The sequence below is a fragment of the Sulfitobacter pacificus genome, from assembly GCF_030159975.1.
Classification (GTDB): domain Bacteria; phylum Pseudomonadota; class Alphaproteobacteria; order Rhodobacterales; family Rhodobacteraceae; genus Sulfitobacter; species Sulfitobacter pacificus.
In genome coordinates this window covers 2,037,916-2,062,122 of sequence record NZ_BSNL01000001.1, presented here as the reverse complement: position 1 = coordinate 2,062,122, position 24,207 = coordinate 2,037,916, and the positions used below count along the sequence as shown (strand labels likewise).

General features: G+C 58.7%; 24 protein-coding genes. 15 read left to right on the top strand and 9 right to left on the bottom strand.

The genetic code is table 11. The features are described from left to right. Positions 1 to 20 precede the first annotated feature (20 nt). A complete protein-coding gene (locus tag QQL78_RS10310) occupies positions 21 to 476 on the bottom strand; it encodes a DUF4174 domain-containing protein (RefSeq protein WP_284373120.1) in 456 nt (151 codons plus the stop codon). A gap of 99 nt (positions 477 to 575) precedes the next feature. Here QQL78_RS10310 and QQL78_RS10305 point away from each other — a divergent pair, with 99 nt between their 5' ends. From QQL78_RS10305 to QQL78_RS10275, 7 genes are all read left to right on the top strand, one after another. Beyond that, positions 576 to 1,592 carry a hypothetical protein gene (locus QQL78_RS10305; protein ID WP_284373118.1) on the top strand — a complete coding sequence of 339 codons (1,017 nt, stop codon included), beginning with the start codon at positions 576 to 578 and terminating at the stop codon, positions 1,590 to 1,592. Further along, positions 1,549 to 3,684: a methylmalonyl-CoA mutase gene (gene scpA, locus QQL78_RS10300; RefSeq protein ID WP_284373116.1), complete on the top strand. Its 2,136-nt coding sequence runs from the start codon at positions 1,549 to 1,551 to the stop codon at positions 3,682 to 3,684. The genes QQL78_RS10305 and scpA overlap by 44 nt, the downstream gene beginning before the upstream one ends. A 43-nt stretch (positions 3,685 to 3,727) precedes the next feature. Further along, the gene (locus QQL78_RS10295; RefSeq protein ID WP_284375542.1) at positions 3,728 to 4,342 is read left to right on the top strand and encodes a VOC family protein; all 615 of its coding nucleotides are present in this window, start codon (positions 3,728 to 3,730) and stop codon (positions 4,340 to 4,342) included. Between the two features lie 63 nt (positions 4,343 to 4,405). Continuing rightward, positions 4,406 to 5,086: a molecular chaperone DjiA gene (locus QQL78_RS10290; protein ID WP_284373114.1), complete on the top strand. Its 681-nt coding sequence runs from the start codon at positions 4,406 to 4,408 to the stop codon at positions 5,084 to 5,086. Then, positions 5,086 to 6,117 (top strand): endonuclease/exonuclease/phosphatase family protein, encoded by a 1,032-nt coding sequence (locus tag QQL78_RS10285; protein ID WP_284373113.1) that lies wholly within the window; start codon positions 5,086 to 5,088, stop codon positions 6,115 to 6,117. The genes QQL78_RS10290 and QQL78_RS10285 overlap by 1 nt, the downstream gene beginning before the upstream one ends. Positions 6,118 to 6,146: 29 nt before the next feature. Further along, positions 6,147 to 6,515 carry a hypothetical protein gene (locus tag QQL78_RS10280; RefSeq protein ID WP_284373111.1) on the top strand — a complete coding sequence of 123 codons (369 nt, stop codon included), beginning with the start codon at positions 6,147 to 6,149 and terminating at the stop codon, positions 6,513 to 6,515. Next, the gene (locus tag QQL78_RS10275; RefSeq protein ID WP_284373110.1) at positions 6,515 to 6,907 is read left to right on the top strand and encodes a VOC family protein; all 393 of its coding nucleotides are present in this window, start codon (positions 6,515 to 6,517) and stop codon (positions 6,905 to 6,907) included. The genes QQL78_RS10280 and QQL78_RS10275 overlap by 1 nt, the downstream gene beginning before the upstream one ends. Here QQL78_RS10275 and QQL78_RS10270 read toward each other — a convergent pair. The 4 genes from QQL78_RS10270 to QQL78_RS10255 form a co-directional block, all read right to left on the bottom strand. Continuing rightward, entirely contained in the window at positions 6,892 to 8,487 is a 1,596-nt protein-coding gene (locus QQL78_RS10270) for a Ppx/GppA family phosphatase (RefSeq protein WP_284373108.1), read from the bottom strand. The genes QQL78_RS10275 and QQL78_RS10270 overlap by 16 nt on opposite strands. Before the next feature lie 89 nt (positions 8,488 to 8,576). Continuing rightward, complete coding sequence (locus QQL78_RS10265; RefSeq protein WP_284373106.1) at positions 8,577 to 10,751, bottom strand: RNA degradosome polyphosphate kinase; 2,175 nt, start codon at positions 10,749 to 10,751, stop codon at positions 8,577 to 8,579. A 54-nt stretch (positions 10,752 to 10,805) separates the two neighbouring features. Beyond that, positions 10,806 to 11,486: an HdaA/DnaA family protein gene (locus QQL78_RS10260; protein ID WP_284373105.1), complete on the bottom strand. Its 681-nt coding sequence runs from the start codon at positions 11,484 to 11,486 to the stop codon at positions 10,806 to 10,808. Between the two features lies 1 nt (position 11,487). Continuing rightward, entirely contained in the window at positions 11,488 to 12,570 is a 1,083-nt protein-coding gene (locus tag QQL78_RS10255; RefSeq protein ID WP_284373103.1) for an AI-2E family transporter, read from the bottom strand. 189 nt (positions 12,571 to 12,759) lie between these two features. Between QQL78_RS10255 and pepT the strand changes: the two genes are divergently transcribed. The 6 genes from pepT (at position 12,760) to QQL78_RS10225 (ending at position 19,126) form a co-directional block, all read left to right on the top strand. Next, positions 12,760 to 13,998 carry a peptidase T gene (pepT, locus tag QQL78_RS10250; protein ID WP_284373101.1) on the top strand — a complete coding sequence of 413 codons (1,239 nt, stop codon included), beginning with the start codon at positions 12,760 to 12,762 and terminating at the stop codon, positions 13,996 to 13,998. 175 nt (positions 13,999 to 14,173) lie between these two features. Then, on the top strand, positions 14,174 to 15,514 hold the full coding sequence (gene proS, locus QQL78_RS10245; protein WP_284373100.1) for a proline--tRNA ligase: 1,341 nt from the start codon (positions 14,174 to 14,176) through the stop codon (positions 15,512 to 15,514). Positions 15,515 to 15,546: 32 nt separating this feature from the next. Then, complete coding sequence (locus tag QQL78_RS10240; protein WP_284375540.1) at positions 15,547 to 16,044, top strand: DUF2937 family protein; 498 nt, start codon at positions 15,547 to 15,549, stop codon at positions 16,042 to 16,044. A 52-nt stretch (positions 16,045 to 16,096) separates the two neighbouring features. After that, positions 16,097 to 17,380: a lipoprotein-releasing ABC transporter permease subunit gene (locus tag QQL78_RS10235; protein ID WP_284373098.1), complete on the top strand. Its 1,284-nt coding sequence runs from the start codon at positions 16,097 to 16,099 to the stop codon at positions 17,378 to 17,380. After that, positions 17,373 to 18,056, top strand: coding sequence for an ABC transporter ATP-binding protein (locus QQL78_RS10230; RefSeq protein ID WP_284373096.1), 684 nt, complete (start codon positions 17,373 to 17,375; stop codon positions 18,054 to 18,056). The genes QQL78_RS10235 and QQL78_RS10230 overlap by 8 nt, the downstream gene beginning before the upstream one ends. Positions 18,057 to 18,139: 83 nt before the next feature. Beyond that, the gene (locus QQL78_RS10225; RefSeq protein ID WP_284373094.1) at positions 18,140 to 19,126 is read left to right on the top strand and encodes an Ldh family oxidoreductase; all 987 of its coding nucleotides are present in this window, start codon (positions 18,140 to 18,142) and stop codon (positions 19,124 to 19,126) included. Here the strand turns inward: QQL78_RS10225 and QQL78_RS10220 are convergent. After that, positions 19,110 to 19,544: a DMT family transporter gene (locus QQL78_RS10220; protein WP_284373092.1), complete on the bottom strand. Its 435-nt coding sequence runs from the start codon at positions 19,542 to 19,544 to the stop codon at positions 19,110 to 19,112. The two genes, QQL78_RS10225 and QQL78_RS10220, sit on opposite strands and share 17 nt — an antisense overlap. Positions 19,545 to 19,648: 104 nt before the next feature. Here QQL78_RS10220 and QQL78_RS10215 point away from each other — a divergent pair, with 104 nt between their 5' ends. Continuing rightward, positions 19,649 to 20,059 (top strand): c-type cytochrome, encoded by a 411-nt coding sequence (locus QQL78_RS10215; RefSeq protein ID WP_284373090.1) that lies wholly within the window; start codon positions 19,649 to 19,651, stop codon positions 20,057 to 20,059. Here QQL78_RS10215 and QQL78_RS10210 read toward each other — a convergent pair. Continuing rightward, positions 20,056 to 20,733: a hypothetical protein gene (locus QQL78_RS10210; RefSeq protein ID WP_284373088.1), complete on the bottom strand. Its 678-nt coding sequence runs from the start codon at positions 20,731 to 20,733 to the stop codon at positions 20,056 to 20,058. The two genes, QQL78_RS10215 and QQL78_RS10210, sit on opposite strands and share 4 nt — an antisense overlap. A gap of 11 nt (positions 20,734 to 20,744) precedes the next feature. Then, positions 20,745 to 21,146, bottom strand: coding sequence for a PaaI family thioesterase (locus tag QQL78_RS10205; RefSeq protein WP_284373087.1), 402 nt, complete (start codon positions 21,144 to 21,146; stop codon positions 20,745 to 20,747). 319 nt (positions 21,147 to 21,465) lie between these two features. Between QQL78_RS10205 and QQL78_RS10200 the strand changes: the two genes are divergently transcribed. After that, positions 21,466 to 22,191 (top strand): AbiU2 domain-containing protein, encoded by a 726-nt coding sequence (locus tag QQL78_RS10200; protein WP_284373085.1) that lies wholly within the window; start codon positions 21,466 to 21,468, stop codon positions 22,189 to 22,191. Here the strand turns inward: QQL78_RS10200 and parE are convergent, their stop codons facing one another. Then, the gene (gene parE, locus QQL78_RS10195; protein WP_284373083.1) at positions 22,192 to 24,153 is read right to left on the bottom strand and encodes a DNA topoisomerase IV subunit B; all 1,962 of its coding nucleotides are present in this window, start codon (positions 24,151 to 24,153) and stop codon (positions 22,192 to 22,194) included. Between the last annotated feature and the right edge of the window lie 54 nt (positions 24,154 to 24,207).

Sequence of the window (24,207 nt, the reverse complement as noted above, 5' to 3'; positions counted from 1 at the left end):
TCAGGTGTTCCACGCAAGGCTCACCTCTCGCGGGCCGCTTCCTTCTCCTCGCGGATTTCACGTTGTCGCATCGGCATTTTGTCAATGCTGCGGGTGATTTCGCGCACGCTCCAGGGAAAAGGTTTGCGCAGCTTGTTGCCGCCGTCCTTGCCCACCAGTACCAGCATGAAACCCCGTGGCCGCATCTGTAGCCGCAGGGGAGAGCGCGCCTCTGGGTCCGTGTCGGTCAGGACAATCACATCACGCTCGCGCAATTCCTCCTCGCGGGAATGCAGCAATTCCATCTGTTCGATAAATGCAGGGTCATCCGCGCTGTCTGCAAAGACCAGCACCGGGCGTTTTTTCCAGCGGAATTCGCTTAAATCAGCCATATCAGCCGGGGCAAACAGCCTTGTGTCCTCCGCACTCGCGGCCTCCTGCGCGAGGGGGGCGGTGGCAATAAGTCCTGCAATAACAACAGCTGTAAGGCGTTTCATAGTCTCTCCTGTTATCCATGATATAAGCCGGATTTTTGCAAATGCGATGGCTAATCCACAAACGGCGGGCATTAACGCCACTTCAAGGGGTTATGCGCCATGACGGGGGCCATCCCCGCTGAATGGCCGTACGGGGCGGCATTCTGGCAAAGGCTGGGTCGTTCCATCATGGATGTCATTCTGCACATGGGTGCGCACCGCACGGCGACGACCACGTTCCAGCATTATATGCGGGATCATGTGGATGGGCTGTCAACGCAGAAGCTCGCCTATTGGGGGCCGGAACGGGCGCGCGGCACTGTTTTTCCCGGCTTGTTTCGCAATTCCATTGCACCAAAAGGGCGCAATCTTGCCAAACGTGCCGAGGGGCGTATCCGCCTGTTTGCCGCGCAGGCCAAGGTGCAGGGTGTTGAACAATTGCTGGTCAGTGATGAAAATCTGCTGGGCAATTGCAAACAGAACATCCGTGCAGAGCGGCTTTACCCCGCCGCAGGTGAACGTACCGCGCGTATTTCCGCAGCCTTTGCCGGGCGGGTGCGGCGTATTGTGTTGTCGATCCGGTCACAGGATCTTTGGTGGGCGTCAGCCTGTGCATTGACCGTGTCGCGAGGGCATCCGGTGCCATCAGTCCGGCGGCTTGCGAATATTGCACAAAGCCGCCGCAGCTGGCGTGATGTCATCACCGATATGGCCTGTGCCGCGCCGGGTGCGCAGATTGACGTGCTGACCTTTGAGGCGGTGACCGGACAGCCCGAACGGGTGTTGCGCACGGCACTTGAACGGGAGGTTCCAACCGACACCCGCCACCGCTGGCTGAACCGTTCGCCCGATGTGCAGGCCCTGCGGACAGGGCTGGCGGATCAGGGCAGTGATCCAGATTTGCTGCCGGACGAACTGGGCCGCTGGCAGCCCTTTACCCCCGAACAAACCGCAATAATGCGGGAAAATTACGCAGATGATCTGCATTGGCTGTTGGCCGGTGCGGATGGTCTGGCCCGACTGACAGAGGATACATGCCCCAACAGAGCAGAGCGATATCTGCCATCCGGCACATTCAAAAAAGGACAAAGACATGACCAAGGACCAATCGAAGGACACGTGGCGCAGCACCGCTGAGGCAGAGTTGCGCGGGCGCAGTGTTGATGACCTGACGTGGAAAACGCTTGAAGGCATTGATGTGCAGCCGGTCTATACCGCTGCGGATCTGGAGGGCGTGGCGCATCTGGGGTCCATGCCGGGCGAGGGGCCGTTTACCCGTGGTGTGAAGGCGACGATGTATGCCGGGCGCCCCTGGACGATCCGCCAATACGCCGGCTTTTCAACGGCTGAGGAATCCAACGCTTTCTACCGCCGCAATCTGGCTGCGGGTCAGCAAGGGGTTTCGGTGGCCTTTGATCTGGCGACCCACCGGGGCTATGACAGTGACCATCCGCGGGTTGAGGGTGACGTGGGCAAGGCTGGCGTGGCGATCGACTCTGTTGAAGATATGAAAATTCTGTTTGACGGCATCCCGTTGGATAAGGTCAGCGTTTCCATGACGATGAACGGTGCGGTGATTCCGATTCTGGCCAGTTTCATTGTTGCAGGGGAAGAGCAGGGGCATGATAAATCCGTGCTGGCCGGGACCATTCAGAATGACATTCTGAAGGAATTTATGGTGCGCAACACCTATATCTATCCACCGGAACCTTCGATGCGGATCATTGGCGATATCATCGAATATACCTCTGATAACATGCCGAAATTCAACTCGATCTCGATCTCGGGCTATCACATGCAAGAGGCCGGCGCGAACCTCGTGCAGGAGCTTGCCTTTACCCTTGCGGATGGTCGTGAATATGTGCGCACGGCTATTGCCGCAGGCATGGATGTGGACCGTTTCGCGCCGCGCCTGAGCTTCTTCTTTGCCATCGGCATGAACTTTTTCATGGAAGCCGCCAAACTGCGCGCCGCCCGTCTGCTCTGGCACCGGATTATGTCGGAATTTGAGCCGAAGAACGTCAAGTCCTCGATGCTGCGTACCCATTGCCAGACCTCGGGTGTGTCACTGGCTGAACAGGACCCTTACAACAACGTTGTGCGCACAGCGTTCGAGGCGATGTCGGCGGTTCTGGGCGGCACGCAAAGCCTGCACACCAATTCGCTGGATGAAGCGATCGGCCTGCCAACGGAACATTCCGCCCGCATCGCCCGCAACACCCAGTTGATTTTGCAGGAAGAAACCGGCGTGACCAATGTGGTCGATCCATTGGCGGGGTCTTACTATGTTGAGAAACTGACCCATGATCTGGCCGAAGCGGCGTGGAAGATGATCGAAGAGGTCGAGGAAATGGGCGGCATGACCAAGGCGGTTGCAACCGGCATGCCCAAGCTGCGGATCGAAGAGGCCGCGGCAAGGCGTCAGGCCAATATCGACCGGGGCACCGAGGTGATTGTCGGCGTGAACAAATACCGCCGCGATAAGGAGGAGCCGATTGATATTCTGGACGTGGACAACGTGGCTGTGCGTGAAAGCCAGATCGCGCGTCTGAAAGACATCCGCGCCAGCCGCGACGAGGCCGCCTGTACCGCAGCGCTTGCAGAGCTGACACGCCGCGCAGGCGAGGGCGGCAATCTGTTGGAAGCTGCGGTGGAAGCTGCACGGGCACGGGCCACTGTGGGAGAGATCAGCATGGCGATGGAAGAGAAATTTGGCCGCCACCGCGCGGAAGTGAAGACCCTGGCCGGCGTTTACGGTGCCGCCTATGAAGGGGACACGGGTTTCGCCAACATTCAGAAATCGGTTGAACAATTTGCCGAAGATGAAGGCCGCCGCCCACGTATGCTGGTGGTGAAGATGGGGCAGGACGGTCATGATCGCGGGGCCAAGGTCATTGCCACCGCCTTTGCCGATATCGGCTTTGACGTGGATGTGGGGCCGTTGTTCCAGACCCCTGCGGAGGCGGCGCAGGATGCGGTGGACAACGACGTGCATGTCATCGGCATTTCCTCGCAGGCCGCCGGGCATAAAACGCTGGCCCCGCAACTGGTCAAGGCACTGAAGGAAGCCGGGGCGGAGGATATTCTGGTGATCTGTGGCGGGGTTATTCCACAGCAGGATTATGAATTTCTCTATGATGCCGGGGTGAAGGCGATCTTTGGACCGGGGACCAATATTCCTGCGGCAGCGGAGGATATCCTGAAACTGATCCGTGCGGCGCGGGGATGAGAGTGCGGACAGTATATAAGGCCAAAAAGAGGGAAATATGGGCGTGATGGAGTTCGACCATATCGCCGTTGCAGGTGACACGCTGGCGGCGGCAACGCAGCATGCGGAACTGACGTTGGGGCTGCCGCTGCAACAGGGTGGGGAACATGCGGTGTTTCACACCCATAACACGCTGTTGGGGTTGGAGGACGGGTTGTACCTTGAGGCAATTGCCATCAACCCTGATGCACCTGCGCCCGACCGGCCGAGGTGGTTTGATCTGGACCGTTTTTCCGGTGCGCCGCGTTTGACCAATTGGATTTGCCGGTGCGATGATCTGGATGCGACTTTGGCGTCATTGCCTGAGGGTTTTGGCCAGCCGGTTTCCCTGCAACGGGGGGATTTGCGGTGGCGTATGGCAGTGCCTGCTGATGGGGTGCTGCCGTTTGACAATTGTGCCCCGGCCTTGATCGAGTGGGAGGGAGAGGCACATCCGGCGGCACGCTTGGGCAGTTCCGGGGCGAGGCTGACCTGCCTCACTGTGTCCCATCCGCAGGCTGATGCCCTGGCCACTTTGCTGGCGGTGCATTTGCATGATGAACGCATTCGCTTCGAAACCGGACCGCGCCGTCTTGAGGCGGAATTTGATGTTGCAGGGAATGCCCGCAAGCTAACCTGATTTTGATGGAGAAACCGTCGCATTCGCCCTGACATCTTTTCCCGCAGGGGTTAGGGTCACCTCATGTCGATTTGGCTCCGTATATCCGAAGCGCTCTCCGCGCTGACCTCCGGCGAAGGCTTGGGCGCGGTTTTTGACCGGCTGCGCAGCCCGCCGGAACGTTCTGTTGCCTTTACCATCGCTGTGATTGCCCTTGGTGCCAAGATGGCCAAAGCCGATGGGCTGGTGACCCGCGATGAAGTCATGGCCTTTCGTGAGGTTTTTCAGGTTGCCGATGGCGATGCCGAAGGGGCGGCGCGGGTATTTAACCTTGCACGTCAGGACGTTGCGGGATTTGATGAATATGCTCGCCGGATCGCCAGCATGTTTCAGGATCAGCCTGAAATGCTGTGTGATGTGATGGAGGGGCTGTTTCATATCGCCATGGCGGATGGCACCTATCATCCAAACGAAGATGCATTTCTGGAAGATGTCGGGCGGATTTTCGGCATGTCGGAGGCACGTTTTGCCGCGCTTAAGGCGCGGTTTGTGCCCGATACTTCGCCATTGCCGCATAGTGTCCTGGGGATCGCCCCGAATGCCAGCCATGAAGAAGCGCGGGCCGCCTGGCGGCAACTGGTGCGCGACAATCACCCGGATGCGCTGGTGGCGCGGGGCCTGCCGGAAGAAGCCGTGCGGATGGCCGAAAAACGCATGATCGACATTAACCGCGCATGGGCCACCCTGTCGGGCAAGACCGCTTGATGCGGATCGCAACTTATAATGTGGAATGGTTTTCGTCGTTGTTTGATGATGCAAACCGGCTGCTTGAAGATGACGGATGGTCGGCCCGTTTCAACGTGACCCGCGCCCAACAAACCGCAGCTTTGGGTGTGGTGTTTCAGGCATTGGATGCGGATGCGATCATGGTGATTGAAGCACCGGATCAGGGCAGCAAAAGATCGACGGTGGCGGCGCTGACGGCTTTTGCGGCGCGGTTTGATCTGCGGGCCCGCGCGGCGGTGATCGGGTTTTCCAACGACACTCAGCAGGAAATCGCCCTGATGTATGACCCCGACGTGATGCGGGTGCGTCATGATCCGCGCGGAGAGGTTTCAGGACCGAAAGGGGCAACGGGCGCACCGCGATTTGATGGGGCCATGCGGATCGATCTGGATGTGGATGATCAGGAGGATCTGGTGGTGTTTTCCAAACCACCGCTGGAATTGGCGGTAGAGACGCTGAAAGGGTTTCAGTTCCGCATGATCGGTGCACATCTGAAATCCAAAGCACCGCATGGGGCACGCAACCCAGAAGAGGCGATTAGCATCAACATCGCCAACCGGCGCAAACAATTGGCGCAGGCGATTTGGTTGCGGGGGCGGATTGAGGAACATCTGTCCGAAGCCACGCCGCTGATGGTCTTGGGCGATCTGAACGACGGGGTGGGGTTGGACAGTTTTGAAAACCTGTTTGGCCGTTCTTCGGTTGAGATTGTGATGGGCCATGGGCAGGAACAGCCGTTGTTTGACCCGCATGCACGTCAGGCACTCTCGCGCAAATTGGGGGCAATGCCGACCTCTGCGCGATTCTGGATTCGGCAGGAGAAACGGTTTTTGCAGGCCTTGCTGGATTACATCATGGTCACCAATGATATCCGCGCCAAGGCGGCGCAATGGCGCATCTGGCATCCACTGGATGATCCGGCGTGCTGGAACACGCCGACCTTGCGGGATGCTTTGGTCATGGCATCTGATCACTTCCCGGTGACGATCGATCTGGACGAAACTTTGTAATTTGGGGTGGATTGCCCTATATTCAAAGTATGAAACAGCTTGCCGTCTTTGCCCTTACTGTCACGCTTGCTTCTGCGGCCCAAGCAGAAGAGGACCCTCCCGGTCTGTCCCTGATGGAACGGGGCGCGCAGATGTTTCTGGAAGGGATCCTGAAAGAGATGGAACCCGCGATGGAGGATCTGCAGGGGTTGGCGGATGATATGGGACCGGCGTTGCAGCAATTTGCCGATGAAATGGGCCCGAAACTATCCGAACTGATGAGCGAGATTGAGGACTGGAGCGTCTATCAGCCGCCAGAGGTGCTGCCGAATGGCGATATCATCATCCGTCGCAAACCCGAACATCCGATGACCCCGCCGGAAACCCCCACAGAACCTGCGCCACAGATTGAACTGTGATGGCGTCGCCCTTTGATGCGATAAAGGCGGTGGATTACACCGTGGTCATTACCCGCGATATGGCGGCGATGCGGGCGTTTTACGAAGATGTGCTTGGGTTTGTGCTGGATCGTGCCCTGTCTGATGGGTGGTTTGAATACCGCGTCGGGGGCACCGTGCTTGCGCTTTCGGCACCGGGGTTTACCGCCGCTGACCTTCCGGTGCCGCAGGGGAGCGCCGCGCTGCAACTGGCGTTTCGGGTGCCGGTTCCTATCGTCGATGCCTGCGCAGAGGAATTGCGCGTCAAAGGGATCGCGATTCTGTCACCCCCAACCGATAGGGAATTCGGCCATCGTACCCTGTTCTTCCGCGACCCCGACGGTAATCTGATAGAGATTTATGCCGAGATTTGAGGGCTTTTGCGTTCTCGCACGGTTTTGATTTCAACCTCTGCGCCCAGTGAGGCAGCAAGCGAATTCAGCCGAGCTTCGGCCACTTCACCAAACAGCGGCAACATATCCGGCGTCAGCCGCAGTTGAAGCTGCTTTTTCTTGGAAAACCAACGGATTTCGCCGCGATCCTCATCCGGGTTCATCCATAACATTGCCCCAAACCGCATGGCTTTGCCCAGAACTTCCGCCTCGGCGCGTTGGGTTTCGTTCAACATTTCATAGAGATCATTAAACCGTGAGTTTTCGCGTTTATTGGAATAGCGATGCAGCAGCGCCAGCCCCAGAAAAACCCGTTCCACATGTTTCAACCCACCCAGATTGGCGCGGGTTGCATTGTCAAAACAAACCTCGGCGCGATAATCGGGATGCGCCCGCCAGCTGACGTCATGCAACAGGCACGCCGCCTTGATCAGCCGTTTGCGCGGGGCCGGGGCGGATTTATAGAGCGGCAGGATCAGGTTATACAAGGTCTTGCCAAACCCCGGCATCCGCGCATCCTTGGCTTCGGCAAAGCGGCAGGCCTCAATCAGCGGGTCGCGGTCGCGCAGCCGCTGTGGCATCTGCTCATACAGCATGCCCTCGCGGATTCCGTAGCTGGAAATCGCAATATCTTTGGGTCGGAAGGTCTTGACCAGTCGTGACAAGACTTCAGCGGCAAAAGGCACCAGTGCCATCCGGCTGGCTGATACACCGGCAATCGCCCGCAGCTCTTCGGGGTCGGTCTGTTTGATGTATCTCACGGTGGCCGAGACGGCCCTCGGGGTCATGCGGTATTCGTGCAGCACCTGTAGCGGATAGCCACGGCGCAGCATGTCGATCCGCGCGATCGCCCGCCAGGATCCGCCGACCAGAAACAGGCGGTCGCGTTGCGCCCCCATGGTGTCTTTCAGCTTGTCCATGACTTCGGAAATATGCGCCTTGCGCGCTTTGGCACCGCCCTTGATGTCGCGCAGTTTCAGTGGCCCCAGTTGCGAGGTCATGCGTTTGCCCACACGCCCGCCGGAAATCTCTGCCAGCTCCATTGAGGAGCCGCCGATGTCACAGACCAACCCATAGGCACCGGGCCAGCCCAGCAGAACCCCCTGCGCCGAAAGCCGGGCCTCTTCCTCGCCATCAATGACCCAGATGCGCAAGCCTGTCTCGCGCAGGACCTCGTCGCAGAAATCGCGCCCGTCGCTGGCATCACGCACCGCCGCCGTTGCCACCACGGAGAGTTCCGACAATCCCATCCCATCGGCCAGCTTTTTGAACCGCCGCATGGCGGAGAGGGCACGTACCCGGCCTTCTGGGGATAAATGCCCGCTTTCGGCCATGCCCGCCCCCAAGGCGCACATGATCTTTTCGTTATAGAAATAAGCGGGTGAGCGCGCCGCACCGTCAAACACCACCAAACGGACAGAGTTGGACCCGACATCCACCACACCAACCCGCGCAAGGGCCCGCGCAGAGGGATCTTCAAACAGGGGTTTGCCAAACAGCCCAAGCTCTGCAATGCCGGTTTCGGGCACCGCTGACGGGGGCCTTTCGGTCTGATCTGACATGCGCACTCCTTGGGCTGTCGTTGCGGCGCAAGATGGGTCAGCGCCGCCCTTGGGTCAATCCTTTACGCGCGGTAAATATGCACGCGGGCTCAGTCTTCGGTGTGGGTCAGTTTCGGCACATCCGACGCACCGGCTGATCCACGGCCCGACAGGGATGGGTTTTCCATAAAGAAGCGGTGGCAGTTGAAGGTAAATTGCCCTTCCTGAAAGGCCGGGCGGGTGAAACTGCCATCAGGGGCCATGATCCAGCTTTGTGCCACATCAGCCAGGTTGGCAGCCATGATCTGGCTGACGATCTGGGCCTTTACGGTCTGGTTGTCGATCTCGACCAGTGTTTCCACCCGCCGGTTCAGGTTGCGCCCCATCCAATCCGCAGAGGAGATGAACACACGGGCCTTCTTGTGCGGCAGCCCCGCACCATTGCCGAAACAGACAATCCGCGAATGTTCCAGAAACCGCCCGACAATGGATTTCACACGAATGTTCTCGGACAGGCCCTTGATGCCGGGCCGCAATCCACAGATGCCACGGATCACAAGGCTGATCTGCACCCCGGCCTGAGAGGCGGCATAAAGCGCGTCAATCACCTCGTCATCGATCAGCGAATTCATCTTGGCCCAGATCACGGCAGGTTGCCCGGCTTTGGCATGGGCAGCTTCTGCGGCGATCATTTCCAGCAGGCGCGGCTTGAGTGTGGTGGGCGAAATGGCAAGGTTATCAAGGCTGTCGGGCTGCGCATAACCAGACAGGTAATTGAAAACCTTGGTGGCATCGCGCCCCAGTTTCTGATCGCAAGTGAACAGCGACAGATCCGTGTAGATCCGTGCGGTAATCGGGTGGTAATTACCGGTGCCGTAGTGGGTATAGGTCACCAGCTGGTTGCCCTCGCGACGCACCACGGTGGAAATCTTTGCGTGGGTTTTCAGGTCGATAAACCCATAGACCACATGCGCCCCCGCCCGTTCCAGCCTGCGTGACTGGCGGATATTGGCGGCCTCGTCGAAACGCGCCTTCAACTCGACCAGCGCGGTGACCGATTTACCGTCCTCCGCCGCCTCGCACAGGGCCTCGACAATCGGGCTGTCCCGCGAGGTGCGGTACAGCGTCTGTTTGATCGCTACCACATCGGGATCGCGGGCCGCTTGGGCAAGGAAACGCACAACCATATCAAAGGTTTCGTAAGGATGATGCAGCAGCATATCCTTTTGGCGGATCGCCTCGAACATGTCGCCATCGTGGTCCTGAACCCGCTCGGGTACCCTTGGGCTGAACTGAGGCCAGAGCAGATCAGGCCGCGCGTCGGTGACCAGTTCAGACAGGTCATCGACACCGATCATCCCGTCGATTTCGATCACATCTCGGTCATGCACCCCCAGTTCGGCCATGATTACGGTCTTCAGCTTTTCCGGCGCACCGGCGGAATGGGTCAGCCGCACAACCTCGCCGCGGCGGCGCCGTTTCAACGCAACTTCGAATTCGCGCACAAGATCTTCGGCCTCGTCCTCCACTTCCAGATCACTGTCGCGCAGGACGCGGAATTCAAAGTGGGATTTGAGTTTATAGCCGGGAAACAGGTCGGGGATATGGATCACCAACAGGTCCTCAAGCGGGAGGTAACGCAAGGTGTCTTCGGCGGCGGGCAGGGACACAAAACGATCAATCTGTGCCGGGATGGGCAGCAGCGCCTGCAACGGGCGTTTGTCGCTTGTGCGTTCCAATTGCAGCGCCAGCGCATATCCGGTGTTCGGGATGAACGGGAACGGGTGTGCTGGGTCGATGGCCAACGGTGACAGAACCGCAAATACCTGATTTAAAAAGACATCCTTGAGGTATTTCAGATCGTCTTTGGTCAGGTCGGCGATATGCTCCAGATAGATGTTCTGCGCGTCCATTTCGGCCATCAGATCAACCAGTACCCGCTGCTGGGCTTGCATCAGATTGCGCGCATCCTCGTTGATCAGCACCAGCTGTTCTGCCGGTGTCAGCCCGTCATAGGCCGGGGTGGTATTGCCCGCATGGGCCAATTCCCGCAGGCCTGCCACCCGCACGGTGTAAAATTCATCAAGATTGTCGGCGGAAATCGACAGGAACCGCAGCCGCTCCAGCAAAGGCACACGCGGGTTCTCTGCCTCTTCCAGCACCCTCCAGTTGAAGCCCAGCCAGCTGAGTTCGCGATTGAAGAAACGTCCCGGCCCGGAAAGGTCAAGTTCGGGCATGTCGACGCAGGACGGGAAAGCGCCCGTCAGAAAATCGGTTTGGGTCATGGCAGCCTTATCCGGTAGATATGTAATGGAATTATGACGGCAGTTAGCCAAGTATCACGCGTCTGGGGTGCCCTTGTCCAGCACTGCGGCAGCAAGTTTGACAGTGATCGGTTTCTTGCGGGCAAGGCTGGCCGCATCCAGTCGTGTGACCAGATCAATGGCTGCCGCAAAAGACCGGTCCATCCGGCCCAGCAGATAGCTGATTAGCGCCGGTTTAGGGGTCAGCTGACGGTCGGCCAGCAATTTGACCAGCACAGCGGCAAGCAGGGCATCATCGGGTGGCTCGACCGCGGCAGCTGTGGTGCCTTGCAGGCGGCTCATCAGATCGGGCAGATGCAAGCCCCAGCGCGCCACCGGCGGGGCACCGGTCAGCAACAGGGTATGACCTTCAGCCAGGGTCAGGTTGTGCAAATGAAACAAGGCGGTTTCGGCCTTGCTGTCACCGGCGATTGCAGGGACGTCCTCGACGGCGATATGGCCTTGCGCAAGGCGGGGAATATCCGCGTCACCCAAATCACTGGCGGCGACAATTGTTGCGCCCGCGACTGCTGCCCAAACATGCGCCAGATGGGTTTTGCCCGCTCCTACGGGACCTGTCAGCACCAGTTTGCCGCCCGCCCAGGCCGGCCATGTGTCAATCAGTGCCAAAGCCATCGCATTTGAGGGGGCGACGAAAAATGCATCACGTCCCAATGCGGTTCGGCTGGGCAAATCCAGTCCCAGTTGCTCTGCCATATCAGTGCTGGGCGGTATCGGTGTGCGAGGGCTCTTCCGTGCCCTGATAAAGCAGGCTGTGGCGGTATTGCGAAACCGCAAACCGCGCGATCACCCCGATTGAGGCGGCCAGAGGCACCGCAATCAACATGCCGACAAAGCCGAACAATGTCCCGAAGACAGAGAGCGACAGGATCAGCCAGACCGGGTGCAGCCCAACGGAATCACCCACAAGTTTCGGCGTCAGGAAATTGCCCTCAATCACCTGACCCAGCACAAAGACTCCGGCAACCATCCCGATGGACAGCCAGTCGCCCCAGAATTGGAACAGGGCAAGCCCGATGGCCAAAGCACCGCCAAGAAGTGCGCCGAGATAGGGAATAAAGGTCACCAGACCGGCGATGAACCCGACAACAAGGCCAAATTGCAGACCCACCATCATCAGGGCAATGGCGTAATAGGTGCCAAGGATCAGACAGACGGTGCCCATCCCGCGGATGAAAGAAGCCAGCGTCTGGTCAATCTCGCCTGCCAGCTTGCGTACTGTGGCGACATGATCGCGGGGCACCAGCCGGTCGATGGCGGCGATCATCCGGTCCCAATCCAGCAACAGGTAGACCGCGACAACCGGAACAATGACAAACAGGATCACAATGTTCAAAAGCGAGGCAAAAGAAGCCACCGCCGTCTGAAGCAGTTCACCGCCGCGTTCCTGAATGGTTTCCCCGATCGAGGCCAAGGAGGTGCTGAGGGTTGATGTCTCATCCAGCAATGCCGGGAAGCGTGTGGTCAGGAATGTGGTAAAATCCTGAAACAACTGCGGGGCGGTCTGGACAAGGCTGACCGCCTGTTTGATCAGCGTTGGCATCACCAGCAGGGCCATGGCGACAAAGATCAGCAGGCCGACAACGGTGATCAGCGCCGTTGCCAGAGCGCGGGTTAGCCCCATCCGCTCCAGCCGGTCCGCAACAGGATCAAGGAAATAGGCAATTGCCCCCCCCAGCAGGAAGGGCATCAAAACATCGCCGATAAACCACAGGACGGCCAGAAACACGGCTGTCGCAATGCCCCAGTATTTCAGTTGCTCTCTGATCGGCAAGGCCATGTTCGCTCTCCGCTTGGTGTTCACCTGACATTGCGCGAAAGGGCGCGTGTTTCAAGGGTGGGGGCGTTGAAACATGGCTGTTTCGGTGGAAACTCTGTCCGTGAGCCGCGCTTCGGCGGTGGTTTTGGTCAAGAGCCCGCCTTGACACCCCGGGCGGAAGACCACCAGATCACGCCAAAGGAGACCCGGATGACACGTAGCGAATTTGACAGTGAACTTGAGGCGCGCCTGCTGCGCTATGCCGCCATCGACAGCCAAAGCGATGCAACCTCCCCCAGCCAACCGAGCACTGAGATACAGCTGGATATGTCGCGCCTGCTGGTGGCAGAGCTGAGCGAGATGGGTGCGCAGGATGTGCAGCTGACCGAGTATGGTGTGGTTCTGGCAACCATCCCCGCCACAGCCGAAGGGCCGGTGATGGGCTGGTGCGCCCATGTGGACACGGCACCGCAGTTTAATGCCAATGGGGTGAAACCGGTGGTGCATCGTGGCTACAACGGCGGGGATATCACCTTTGCCGATGCGCCGGATCTGAAACTCTCGCCTGAGAATTCGCCCTATCTGGGGGAGAAACAGGGCGAGGATATCATCACCGCCAGCGGGTTGACCCTGCTGGGCGGGGACGACAAGGCCGGCGTGGCGATTGCCATGACCGCCGCGCGGCATCTGTTGCAGAACCCGGAGATCAAACATGGGAAGATCCGGCTGGCCTTTACCCCGGATGAGGAAATAGGACGCGGGGTGGATCCCCGTTTGCCCGAAGATTTCGGTGTTGATTTTGCCTATACTTTCGACGGTGGCAAACCCGGAGAGATCGAGTTTGAGACCTTTTCGGCAGATGGGGCCGTGGTGCGGGTGACAGGCGTGTCGGCGCATCCGGGGTTCGCCAAGGACAAGATGGTGAATGCGCTGCATCTGGCAAGTAAGATAGTGATGACCCTGCCGCATGTCACTATGACGCCGGACACCACCGACGGCAAAGATGGGTTTATCCATGTTTCCGAGATCAACGGTGGATCCACAGAAGCGGAAATTGTGTTGATCATCCGTGATTTCGAGCTCGACGGTCTGGCAGCCAAGGGGGATCTGCTGCGCCAGGTCTGCGGGGCGGTGGCGGCAGGGGAGCCACGGGCGCAAATCACCTGCGAGATCACGCCGCAATACCGCAACATGCGCTATTGGCTGGAAAAGGATATGACGCCGGTGGAGCTGATACGGGCAGCGGTGGCGGATGTTGGGCTTGATCCGGTTTCTGTACCCATTCGCGGTGGCACGGATGGGTCGCGCCTGACAGAGATGGGCGTGCCTTGCCCGAATGTGTTTACCGGTATGCAGGAAATTCACGGCCCCCTTGAGTGGATATCGGTGCAGGATATGGCCCTGGCGAGCAAGGTGGCGATTGCGCTGGCACAGCGGGCGGTGAGCTGAAGGAGCGGGCAAGCCCGCATTCGATTTTATGAATTTTCCTGAAGGGAAAATTTGTTGAGGGCTCTGCCCTCAAACTCCCGCAGGATTTACGGCCAAAAAGAGAAGGGCAATTGTGTTGGCCGCTGCGTTCTATTAGGCAGCGGGGAAGTATATTGCCTTTTCGAGGAGCGACCCCATGCGTCTGAGCCGTTATTTTCTGCCTGTGCTGAAGGAAAACCCCAGCGAGGCGCAGATTGTCAGCCATCGGTTGATGCTGCGCGCCGGGTTGATCAAACAGTCTGCGGCGGGGATTTATTCGTGGTTGCCGATGGGGTTCAAGATCCTGCGCAAGCTTGAAAATATCGTGCATGAGGAACAGGCGCGGGCCGGGCATCTGGCGATGTTGATGCCGACAATCCAATCGGCGGATCTCTGGCATGAAAGCGGGCGCTATGATGCCTTTGGTGATGAGATGCTGCGGATCAAGGACCGGGGCGGGCGCGAGATGTTGTTTACGCCCACCGCAGAGGAATTGATCACCGATATCTTCCGCGCCCATGTCAGCAGCTACAAGGATCTGCCGCTGACCATGTATCAGATTCAGTGGAAATTCCGCGACGAGGTGCGGCCACGTTTCGGCGTGATGCGCGGGCGCGAATTCCTGATGAAGGACGGCTATAACTTTGATCTGACAAAAGAAGATGCGCTGCATGCCTATAATCGCCATTTGGTGACCTACCTGCGCACCTATGAGCGGATGGGCTTGCAGGCGATCCCGATGCGGGCGGATTCCGGTGCCATGGGCGGGGATGATACCCATGAGTTTCTGGTGCTGGCCGAAACCGGCGAGTCGGAAGTGTTTTATGACAGCGCGGTGACCGATCTGAGCTTTGGTGATCGCGAGATCGACTATAGCAGTGTTGAAGATTGCGCCGCTGTGATGGAAGAATTCACCACAAAATACGCCCGCACGGATGAAACCCATGATGAGGCGCTGTTTAACGAGGTTCCTGAGGAACGTCGTCGCACCGCACGGGGCATTGAGGTTGGGCAGATTTTCTACTTCGGCACCAAATATTCCGAGGCTTTGGGTGCGACTGTGCAAGGGCCGGATGGCAAGAACCAGCCAGTGCATATGGGCAGCCATGGGATTGGCGTCAGCCGCCTGTTAGGGGCGATCATCGAGGCCAGCCATGATGACAAGGGCATCGTCTGGCCCGAGGGTGTGACGCCGTTCCATGCGGGGATTGTGAACCTTAAGCAGGGCGACGCCGAAGCGGATGCCGCCTGCGAGGCGCTCTATTCCGCGCTGACGCTGATGGGGCTGGAGCCGCTTTATGACGATCGCAACGAACGGGCGGGGGGCAAATTTGCCTCTATGGATCTGATTGGTCTGCCGTGGCGGATTACGGTTGGGCCACGCGGCTTGAAAAACGGTGTGGTTGAACTGACCTCGCGGCGGACTGGCGAAAGCGAGGAAATGCCACCCGAAGCTGCTGTGCAGAAACTCGGCCAGATCTATGCCGGGATTGCCTGAGGGCGCATGATCCAAAAGGGAGGGGCCGCATGGTGATCCTGCGTAGTCTAACTTTGGCGGGGGGGATTGCGGGGGCGGCGGCGACCTCGCAATTCCCTGAGTACTCCCAGCAATATACCCAAAGGTTGGGCGGTGCGGTGGATGCACTGGCCGAGGTGGTTGCCGATTTTGATGCCTCCGCTGCGGCTGTGGGGCTGGATCGCTCTGCGGCACTTGAACAGATGCAGGGAAGTGCATTTCTGGAACGTCGTCAGGCAGATATGACGCAGACCTTTGCGCGGTTTGAGCGGTTGAGCGCTGATCTGGCGGCACTTGAAGGGCAGGGGCCGTTTATGCGCGCCTATAACCTGCCACGCCTGCGGGATGCACAGATTGCGCGGGCTGCCTGGGCTGCCTATCAGCCTGCCGTGCCGCTGAACTTTGCCGGGATCAGCTTTGCCCTTCTGGGGTTTGTGCTGGGCAGTGCCGCGTTGGCTTTGTTGTTTAAGCTGCTGCTCTGGCCGTTTCGCCGGCGTTCAAAGCCCGCTTGACCGCACCGCGCCAACCCGCCACCTTGCGCGAAAAAATCAGGAGCCCGCCCGCATGGCGCAGACACCCCCCTTTGCCCCTTTTGAATGGATGATCGCCTGGCGTTACCTGCGTGCGCGGCGCGCCGAGGGCGGCGTCAGTGTGATGACATGGATCAGCCTGATCGGCATTACGCTGGCAGTATTTGCCCTGATCGCAACATTGTCGGTCCGCTCTGGGTTTCGGGCGGAATTTGTGGATACGATCCTTGGTGCGAACGCCCATGTGACGATCTATCAGTTTGGTGAGGTGGCTGCGAATGGCCAGATCGACCGGACCATAACAAACTATGAAACACTGGCAGAGCAGATCCGCGCCGTCCCTGGGGTGACCCGCGTGGCCCCTTTGGTGCGCCAGCAGGTGATGGCGAATAAGGGGCAATCCAATTCAGGGGTAGAGGTTTTTGGCATTGCGGCAGAGGATCTGAAAACCATTCCACGCATCGCCAGTTCCGAACTGGCACTGGGGGACATCAACCAGTTTGATCAGGGCATTGCCATCGGCAGCGGTGTGGCCCGCACCCTAGGGGTGACGGTGGGTGACCGGATCAAACTGATTTCGCCAAATGGGGTGAAAACCGCCTTTGGCACCAGCCCGCGGGTGAATGCCTATGAGGTGGTATATATCTTTTCCGCCGGGCGCTATGACATCGATCGAACACGCGCCTATCTGCCACTTCTCGAAGCGCAATCCTTCTTTAATCGCGAAGGGGTGGCGGATGAACTTGAAGTGATGGTTGAAGATCCCGAACAGGTGGATGAAATGGCCTTGCCACTTTTGCAGGCGGCGGGCGAGCGTGGGCAGATCTGGACCTGGCGCGATGCCTCCGGGTCATTCCTGAGCGCGCTTGATATCGAGGATCGGGTGATGTTCGTGATCCTGTCGGTGCTTGTATTAATTGCGGCGATGAACATTGTGTCGGGCTTGATCATGCTGGTGAAAAACAAGGGGCGTGACATTGGCATCCTGCGCACCATGGGGCTGACCCAAGGGTCGATCATGCGGGTGTTTTTCATTTGCGGATCATTCACTGGCATTATTGGCACGGCAATGGGAGTGATCCTTGGTTGTCTGTTTGCGCTTTATGTCGATCAGATATTTGCCTTTGTGAATTACCTGTCGGGCGGCACCGCCTGGGATGCATCCGTGCGGGGCATCTATTTCCTGCCAGCCAAGTTGCAGCTGGGCGATGTACTGTCGGCGGTGGCCTTGTCGCTGGGGCTGTCCTTTATCGTGACCATTTTTCCGGCCCGCCGCGCGGCGGCGATGAACCCTGTCGAGGCGCTGCGCTATGAGTGATCCGGTCCTTCAGCTGTCAGGCATCACCAAAGCCTATAATGCGAGCAAGCCCAATGTGGTGGAGGTTCTGCAAGGCATTGATCTGACCCTTGCAGCGGGTGAGGTTGTTGCGCTGGTTGCGCCCTCGGGGGCGGGGAAATCAACTTTGCTGCATATTGCGGGGCTGCTGGATACACCCGATACGGGCAGGGTAGAGATCGCGGGCGAGGATATGACAGGTCAGCCGGACCGCCGCCGCACCCGCATGCGCCGCGCCGATGTGGGGTTTATCTATCAGTTCCATCACCTGCTGCCAGAGTTTACGGCGTTGGAAAACATTATCCTGCCGCAGCTTGCCAATGGGGTGACGCGGGTAGCTGCCGAAGGACGGGCGCGTGAATTGTTGGAAAAGGTTGGCATTTCTCCCCGCGCCGATCACCGACCGGCGGCCCTGTCGGGGGGGGAACAACAAAGGGTGGCATTTTGCCGTGCATTGGCCAATGCGCCCAAACTGTTGTTGGCCGATGAACCCACAGGAAACCTTGACCCTGCAACCTCGGATCAGGTGTTTGCGGCCCTTTTGGAACTGGTGCGTGCAACCGGGCTTTCGGCGCTGATTGCCACGCATAACCTTGAACTGGCCGCCAAAATGGACCGCCAGATCCGGCTAGAGGCGGGGCGATTGGTGCCGCTTTGACACGCTTCCTAGCTTGACGCAGTCAGACCTGTTGCCCAAAGTTGTTTAAGGCCCATCGGGCCAGTGCTGGACAAGGAATAAAGATGGCGCAAGTTTCACTGGAGCAGATCCAACGTACCGTGCAAGGGGCCTTGCTCGCCCATGGGGCAGAGGCCTTTGCCGCAGCCGAAGTCGCCCGCGCTGTGGCCGCTGCCGAAGCAGTGGGTAACAAGATTTGCGGGTTGTACTATGTTGAAAGCTATTGCCTCCAGCTGAAATCGGGCCGTGTCAAAGGCGGGGTAACCCCCACCGTCTCCACTCCGCGCAGTGGCTCCGTGCATGTGGATGCGCATTTCGGATTTGCTCAACCGGCTTTTGCCTATGGGTTGCCGGTGGCGCTGGATGCCGCGCGTCAGGCGGGGATTGCCTCCTTGGCGGTGGGTCATGCCCATACCTGCACCTCGCTGGGCTATTTCACCGAACAGATCGCCCGGGCCGGGTTCATCGGAGTCGGTTTCACCAATGCCTCGCCCATTGTCGCGGCACCGGGCGGCAAGACGCGGGTGATCGGGACCAATCCGATTGCCTTTTCCGTGCCTGATGGGGCGGGGGGTATCGCGATGCAGTTTGACCAATCCACCACCACGGTTGCCTTGGGCAAGATCACAATGGCCAAGGCTGCCGGCGAAACCATTCCCGAAGGCTGGGCCGTGGATGCAGAGGGCAACCCCACAACCGACCCAGCACAGGCGATTGCCGGATCACTGGTCTCAATGGGGGGCTACAAGGGCTGGGGCTTTGGCCTGATGGCCGAGATTCTGGCGGCGGGTCTGACCGGCGGTGTTCTGTCGCGTGAGGTCAAACCGCTGAAGGCCCCCGAGGGTGCGCCGCATGATCTGGGGCAGTATTACATCGTGATTGACCCCTCTACCGCGCCCGATTTCGCGGAGAAGATGGAGACGCTGAGTGCGGCGGCCACTGCGGATGAAGGCGCAAGGATGCCGGGGCAGAACAAAGCGCGGATGGATCCGGTTGAAGTGGCGGATGCGGTCTGGGCACAAATGCTGGCGCTGGCTACACCTGCTGGGTAAGCCAGACCCCCGCCGCCATCAGGGCAATCCCGCCCGCGCGGGTCAATCCCAAGGGCGAGACCTGTGCGCCGAACAGGCCGAAATGATCAATCGCCGCCGCTGAAATCAACTGTCCCAGCAGTACAAAGAATACTGCATTGCCGATCCCGAAATGTGGCGCGATGAAGGTGATGGTCAGCACGTAAAACGCAATCAGCGACCCGGCCAGAAACAGATGTTTGGGGGCTGTGGCAAAGCGGGCCAGCGCATGTGGCCCGGTGAGGATCATCACCACCAGCGAGCTGAGAAATGCCACGATAAACAACACGGTAGCCGCCGCAGCTGGTGACCCCACATGCCGCCCAAGGGCCGCATTCATCGCCGCCAGCACCGGAATGCCAACGCCTGCGATCAACATGATCAATGCATATTGGGCCATTTCAAACCTTTCCGGGTGTTTTGGGCGATAGAGTTGATCTGGATCATGGTGAGAAGCCGCAGAGCTGGCAAGCTGCGAGACAAATATTAAAACAGGAGCGCGCCTTGCACATCACATATCTATCTCTGGCAGCCGGAGCAGCAGTTGCCGTTCTGGCCGCCTGTGCCCCTGTTTCCATGCCCGAACCGGCAGAGGGGCGGGCGTTTTTTGCACAAAACTGCACCTCTTGTCACGGGACCAGCGGCCGTGGGGACGGGCCGCTCAGCGGGGACCTGAAACCGAAACCAACGGATCTGACCCTGCTGGCGCGCAGCAATGGCGGCACATTTCCGACGGCCTCTGCGCTCAGCTATATCTGGGGTGATCCGCTCGACAACCACCTGATCCGCGTGATGCCGGAATTTGGCCCCGCCATGGCGGATGATCTGGTCCCGGTGGAAGTGGACGGCGTATTGACCCCGACGCCGCGCGCCTTGGCCGGGTTGTTGGGCTATCTTGAAAGCATCCAGCGCTAACCGCAAATTCCACGGACTTCCACCCCGTCCCAGGGCAGGCGCACATTCCATTCGCGTGACTGGGGCAGGGGTTTCACCGGCATCACCTGTGCGATCAGCCCGTGCAGGCGTTTGGTGCGCGGACCAGTGGGCGCGAGGGCGCGGCAACAGACATATTCCTCGACAATGGAGCCTTGCTGTTCAAAGCCAAAGTCGCCGAATTTGCGCGCCTTGTCGATTTCGAACAGATAGGGATCCGCCCCGCCACCATGTTCAGAGGCGGCCCGCAGCGGCGAATAGCCGGTGGTGGCGCGGTTTTGCCATTGCCAGACATGGGTCAGCTCATGGGCAAACAGCATCGCGGCGATCAACCCGATGGTATCGGGATAATCGGGCAGGTAATCCTCAATATACCAATCCTTGTCGAACAACACACGGTTGTACAGCGCCACAGCGGCGGGTTTGCTGGTGACGATTTCCTCTGTAGGCGGGGGCAGGATCAGCTCGCGACAGGTGGTGCGCGGACGCGGTTTGCGCCGGAAGGTCACCGCACGGGTGGGTGCCCCATCATGCAGGCGCACACGGTCATAGTTCAGCGTATCACCGTGGATCGTGTCCAGAAACGCGCGTTCATTCTCGGTCAGCGGGCGGCCACAGGCGGCAAGCAACAGGCAGAGGATCAGGGCGCGGATCATTTTCGGCCCGATCATCTGGCGAAAGTGGCGGTCGCCATGGCCACAGGTTTGCCCGAGGGTTCGGCGATCAGGGTGCAGCGGGTAAAGAGCATTGATTTACCGGCGCGGGTCACCTCCGCCTCACAGCGGATGCTGTCGCCATTGGCCGGGCGCAGGAATTGCGTGTCCAGCGTCACGGTGCCCACAGGTTCGGGCGCGTCCAGATGGCCGAAACAGGCAAAGACCATAGCAGTATCGGCCAGCGCGGTGAGGGCCTGACCACAGACGATGTCGCCAATGCGTTTGATGTCGGGCGTGATCGGGATGGTCATGACGGTCTTGGTCGCGGAAATTTCGCTGATCACGGGGGACAGGGCCTTGATCCAAGGGGCAAAGCCCTGATCAAGGATGGTCTGAGCGGTTTCGGGTGTCATGTCTGCGGGTTCCGTTGTGCGTGGGGTGCGCCCACCCTAGGGCGTGATCTGGCAGGTGCAACCCACGCGCGCCCTTGGTCGGAGTTCCCCTCAGCCGCAGATGTTATGCCCAACCCTGTGCCAAGCGTAACCGTTGTTAAATGCCCGTTGCGCAGCCTCACTTAGGCTGCGTTGAAGCCCCTTCCCCATGGGGGGAAGGGAAGGGGCTATGCGCCATAGGCGCATTGGGATGCGGTTTCGGGTGTTGGTATCATTCCCAAATTAGTTAAGTGTGAGCTAAAATGAGGCGCGTTCCATCAAAGTTCTTAGGAGCACTACATTGAACTCAGTTAAAACCGACAAAGAAGTTCGTCAACAATACATCTCAAAGCTTGGTGAAGTAGGAGGTAATCTCTATTGGCTGATTTACAAAGACTTTGTCGTTCTTAAATACGAATGGCGAATTTTCTCAGAGCTGTTTAGAGCATATCCTGAGAGAATAGAGGTGATGAACAGCGTATCCGGGAATACGGCATCGATAATCCAGAATGCGCTTCGCGAACGCACGATTATTAAAGTTTGTCGACTTCTCGACCGAGCTGGAGACGCTAGAAATCGCAATGCGACCCTTCTCTCTCTATTGGAGGAAGTTCCAGTATCTTGCAGCGCAATGGAATTGCTAAGAGACGCAATCGAGTGCTCAAAACCGTTGAAGGTTCTGAGGAATAAGTCATTAGCTCACCGAGATATTTTACATGCGACATCAGATACTAAGATAGGTGGTGTGAGTTATAATGAGATTGATTCGTCTGTTCAGAAAATTGGACAGTTAATTCAACGGTTCTCGGAAGAAAAACTTAACACAACAGTTATCACAAACATGACCACAGGTTATGAGGATGATGAGGTCCATTTCGTCCGCGTATTGATGCTAGGACAAAAAGCGTTGGAGGAGCAGAGAGCAAAAAGAAGAGAGTTCCTTGAGGACCGAAACTATAAAGAACTAGAAGCTTTAGAGAAGCTACCCAAGTGGTTACTTGATCGAAGATTCGATATTTTCGGCTAATCAAACATCCAGCTCCTCCATATCGGCAAACTTCGCGTTCTCCTGAATATACTGGAACCGCAACTCCGGCTTTTTCCCCATCAACCGCTCGACCAGATCGCTGGTCTCACCCGGCACGTCCTCCTGCACCGACACGCGGATCAGCTTGCGTGTTGCAGGGTCCATCGTGGTCTCTTTAAGGTCCTTCGCGTCCATCTCGCCTAGGCCCTTGAAGCGTTGCAAATCAATCTTGCCCTTGCCGCCAAGGCCCTTTTCCAGCCAGTAATCCTTCTCTGCGTCATCCGCCACATAGAGCCGCTTGGCCCCCTGTGTCAGGCGGAACAGCGGCGGGCAGGCCAGATACAGGTGGCCGCCATCAATCAGGGGCCGCATCTGGGTGTAGAAAAACGTCATCAGCAGCGCGGCAATATGCGCCCCGTCGACATCCGCATCGGTCATGATGATGATCTTGTCATAGCGCAGGTCATCAAGGTTGAATTTGGTGCCCATGCCACAGCCCAGCGCCTCGCAAAGGTCGCTGATCTCCGCGTTTGTCGACAGTTTGGACGAGGCCGCCCCCAACACGTTCAGGATCTTCCCCTTCAGCGGCAGCAGCGCCTGCGTCTTGCGGTCCCGCGCGCCTTTGCCAGAGCCGCCAGCCGAATCCCCCTCGACGATGAAAAGCTCCGTGCCCGCGCGGTCCTTATTGGTGCAATCGGTCAGCTTGCCCGGCAAACGCAGCTTCTTGGTCGCGGATTTACGCGCGGTTTCCTTTTCCTGACGGCGGCGCAGGCGCTCTTCGGCCCGCAGCACCAGAAAATCAAGGATCGCACCGGCGGATTTCGTATCCGCTGCCAGCCAATTGTCAAAGTGGTCGCGCACTGCCCCTTCGGTCATTTTCTGGGCCGATTCCGTGGACAACCGGTCCTTGGTCTGGCCCACAAATGCCGGATCGGCGATGAAACAGGAGACCAGGGCACAACCGCCCGAAATCAGGTCCTCGCGGGTGATCTGGGCGGCCTTCTTGTTGTTGGACAATTCGCCATAGGCTTTGATGCCCTTGAGGATCGCGGCCCAGAACCCGGCGACATGGGTGCCGCCTTCGGGGGTGGGGACCGTGTTACAATAGGACTGGATGAAACCGTCCTTGGTCGGGGTCCAGTTGATCGCCCATTCCACCTTGCCCGGCGCGCCGAATTTTTCCTGAAAATCCACAGTGCCGGCAAAAGGCGCATCGGCATAGGTCATCGCCCCGCCCAGTGTTTCCTTCAGGTAATCCGACAGGCCGCCGGGGAAATGAAAGGTTGCCTCCTGCGGGGTGTCACCATCCGCAATTTCCGATTTCCAGCGGATTTCTACACCGGAGAATAGATAGGCCTTGGATTGCACCGATTTATAGAGTTTTGCAGGCTTGAACCGATGCCCGCCAAAAATTTCTGGATCAGCGTGGAAGGTCACCGTGGTGCCGCGCCGATTTGGGGCTGCGCCCAGCTTTTCCAGCGGGGCCAGCGGCACACCACGTGAAAACCGCTGTTCGAACAATTCGCGGTTCCGGGCGACCTGCACCACCATGCTGTCAGACAGGGCGTTCACCACAGAAGACCCCACACCGTTCAGACCGCCCGAGGTCTGATAGGCCTTGCCCGAAAACTTCCCCCCCGCATGCAGGGTACACAGGATCACCTCAAGCGCGGATTTCTCGGGGAATTTGGGGTGTGGATCGACCGGAATACCGCGCCCGTTGTCGCGGATGGTGATGGCGTAATCGGCATGTAGCTCAACCTCGATCCGGTTGGCATGGCCTGCCACCGCCTCATCCATGGCATTGTCCAGCACCTCTGCCACCATGTGATGCAGCGCGCGTTCATCGGTGCCGCCGATATACATGCCGGGACGCAGACGCACGGCCTCCAGTCCTTCCAGCACCTCAATCGAAGAGGCATCATATTTCTCGGGTTCCTGACCGGACAGAAGATCGCTCATGGGGCTGCTCGCTATTTTTACTTTGGGCCATTCTGACAGGCGGGGCAGGCCCGT

Bases quoted from the DNA above. Each gene is read 5' to 3' on its own strand.
- parE (WP_284373083.1), bottom strand. From the start codon at position 24,153: ATGAGCGATCTTCTGTCCGGTCAGGAACCCGAGAAATATGATGCCTCT.
- pepT (WP_284373101.1), top strand. From the start codon at position 12,760: ATGACACGTAGCGAATTTGACAGTGAACTTGAGGCGCGCCTGCTGCGC.
- QQL78_RS10230 (WP_284373096.1), top strand. From the start codon at position 17,373: ATGAGTGATCCGGTCCTTCAGCTGTCAGGCATCACCAAAGCCTATAAT.
- QQL78_RS10225 (WP_284373094.1), top strand. From the start codon at position 18,140: ATGGCGCAAGTTTCACTGGAGCAGATCCAACGTACCGTGCAAGGGGCC.
- QQL78_RS10205 (WP_284373087.1), bottom strand. From the start codon at position 21,146: ATGACACCCGAAACCGCTCAGACCATCCTTGATCAGGGCTTTGCCCCT.
- QQL78_RS10260 (WP_284373105.1), bottom strand. From the start codon at position 11,486: ATGGCAGAGCAACTGGGACTGGATTTGCCCAGCCGAACCGCATTGGGA.
- QQL78_RS10290 (WP_284373114.1), top strand. From the start codon at position 4,406: ATGTCGATTTGGCTCCGTATATCCGAAGCGCTCTCCGCGCTGACCTCC.
- QQL78_RS10235 (WP_284373098.1), top strand. From the start codon at position 16,097: ATGGCGCAGACACCCCCCTTTGCCCCTTTTGAATGGATGATCGCCTGG.
- QQL78_RS10265 (WP_284373106.1), bottom strand. From the start codon at position 10,751: ATGACCCAAACCGATTTTCTGACGGGCGCTTTCCCGTCCTGCGTCGAC.
- QQL78_RS10220 (WP_284373092.1), bottom strand. From the start codon at position 19,544: ATGGCCCAATATGCATTGATCATGTTGATCGCAGGCGTTGGCATTCCG.
- QQL78_RS10305 (WP_284373118.1), top strand. From the start codon at position 576: ATGACGGGGGCCATCCCCGCTGAATGGCCGTACGGGGCGGCATTCTGG.
- QQL78_RS10285 (WP_284373113.1), top strand. From the start codon at position 5,086: ATGCGGATCGCAACTTATAATGTGGAATGGTTTTCGTCGTTGTTTGAT.
- proS (WP_284373100.1), top strand. From the start codon at position 14,174: ATGCGTCTGAGCCGTTATTTTCTGCCTGTGCTGAAGGAAAACCCCAGC.
- QQL78_RS10280 (WP_284373111.1), top strand. From the start codon at position 6,147: ATGAAACAGCTTGCCGTCTTTGCCCTTACTGTCACGCTTGCTTCTGCG.
- QQL78_RS10255 (WP_284373103.1), bottom strand. From the start codon at position 12,570: ATGGCCTTGCCGATCAGAGAGCAACTGAAATACTGGGGCATTGCGACA.
- QQL78_RS10310 (WP_284373120.1), bottom strand. From the start codon at position 476: ATGAAACGCCTTACAGCTGTTGTTATTGCAGGACTTATTGCCACCGCC.
- QQL78_RS10210 (WP_284373088.1), bottom strand. From the start codon at position 20,733: ATGATCCGCGCCCTGATCCTCTGCCTGTTGCTTGCCGCCTGTGGCCGC.
- scpA (WP_284373116.1), top strand. From the start codon at position 1,549: ATGACCAAGGACCAATCGAAGGACACGTGGCGCAGCACCGCTGAGGCA.
- QQL78_RS10275 (WP_284373110.1), top strand. From the start codon at position 6,515: ATGGCGTCGCCCTTTGATGCGATAAAGGCGGTGGATTACACCGTGGTC.
- QQL78_RS10270 (WP_284373108.1), bottom strand. From the start codon at position 8,487: ATGTCAGATCAGACCGAAAGGCCCCCGTCAGCGGTGCCCGAAACCGGC.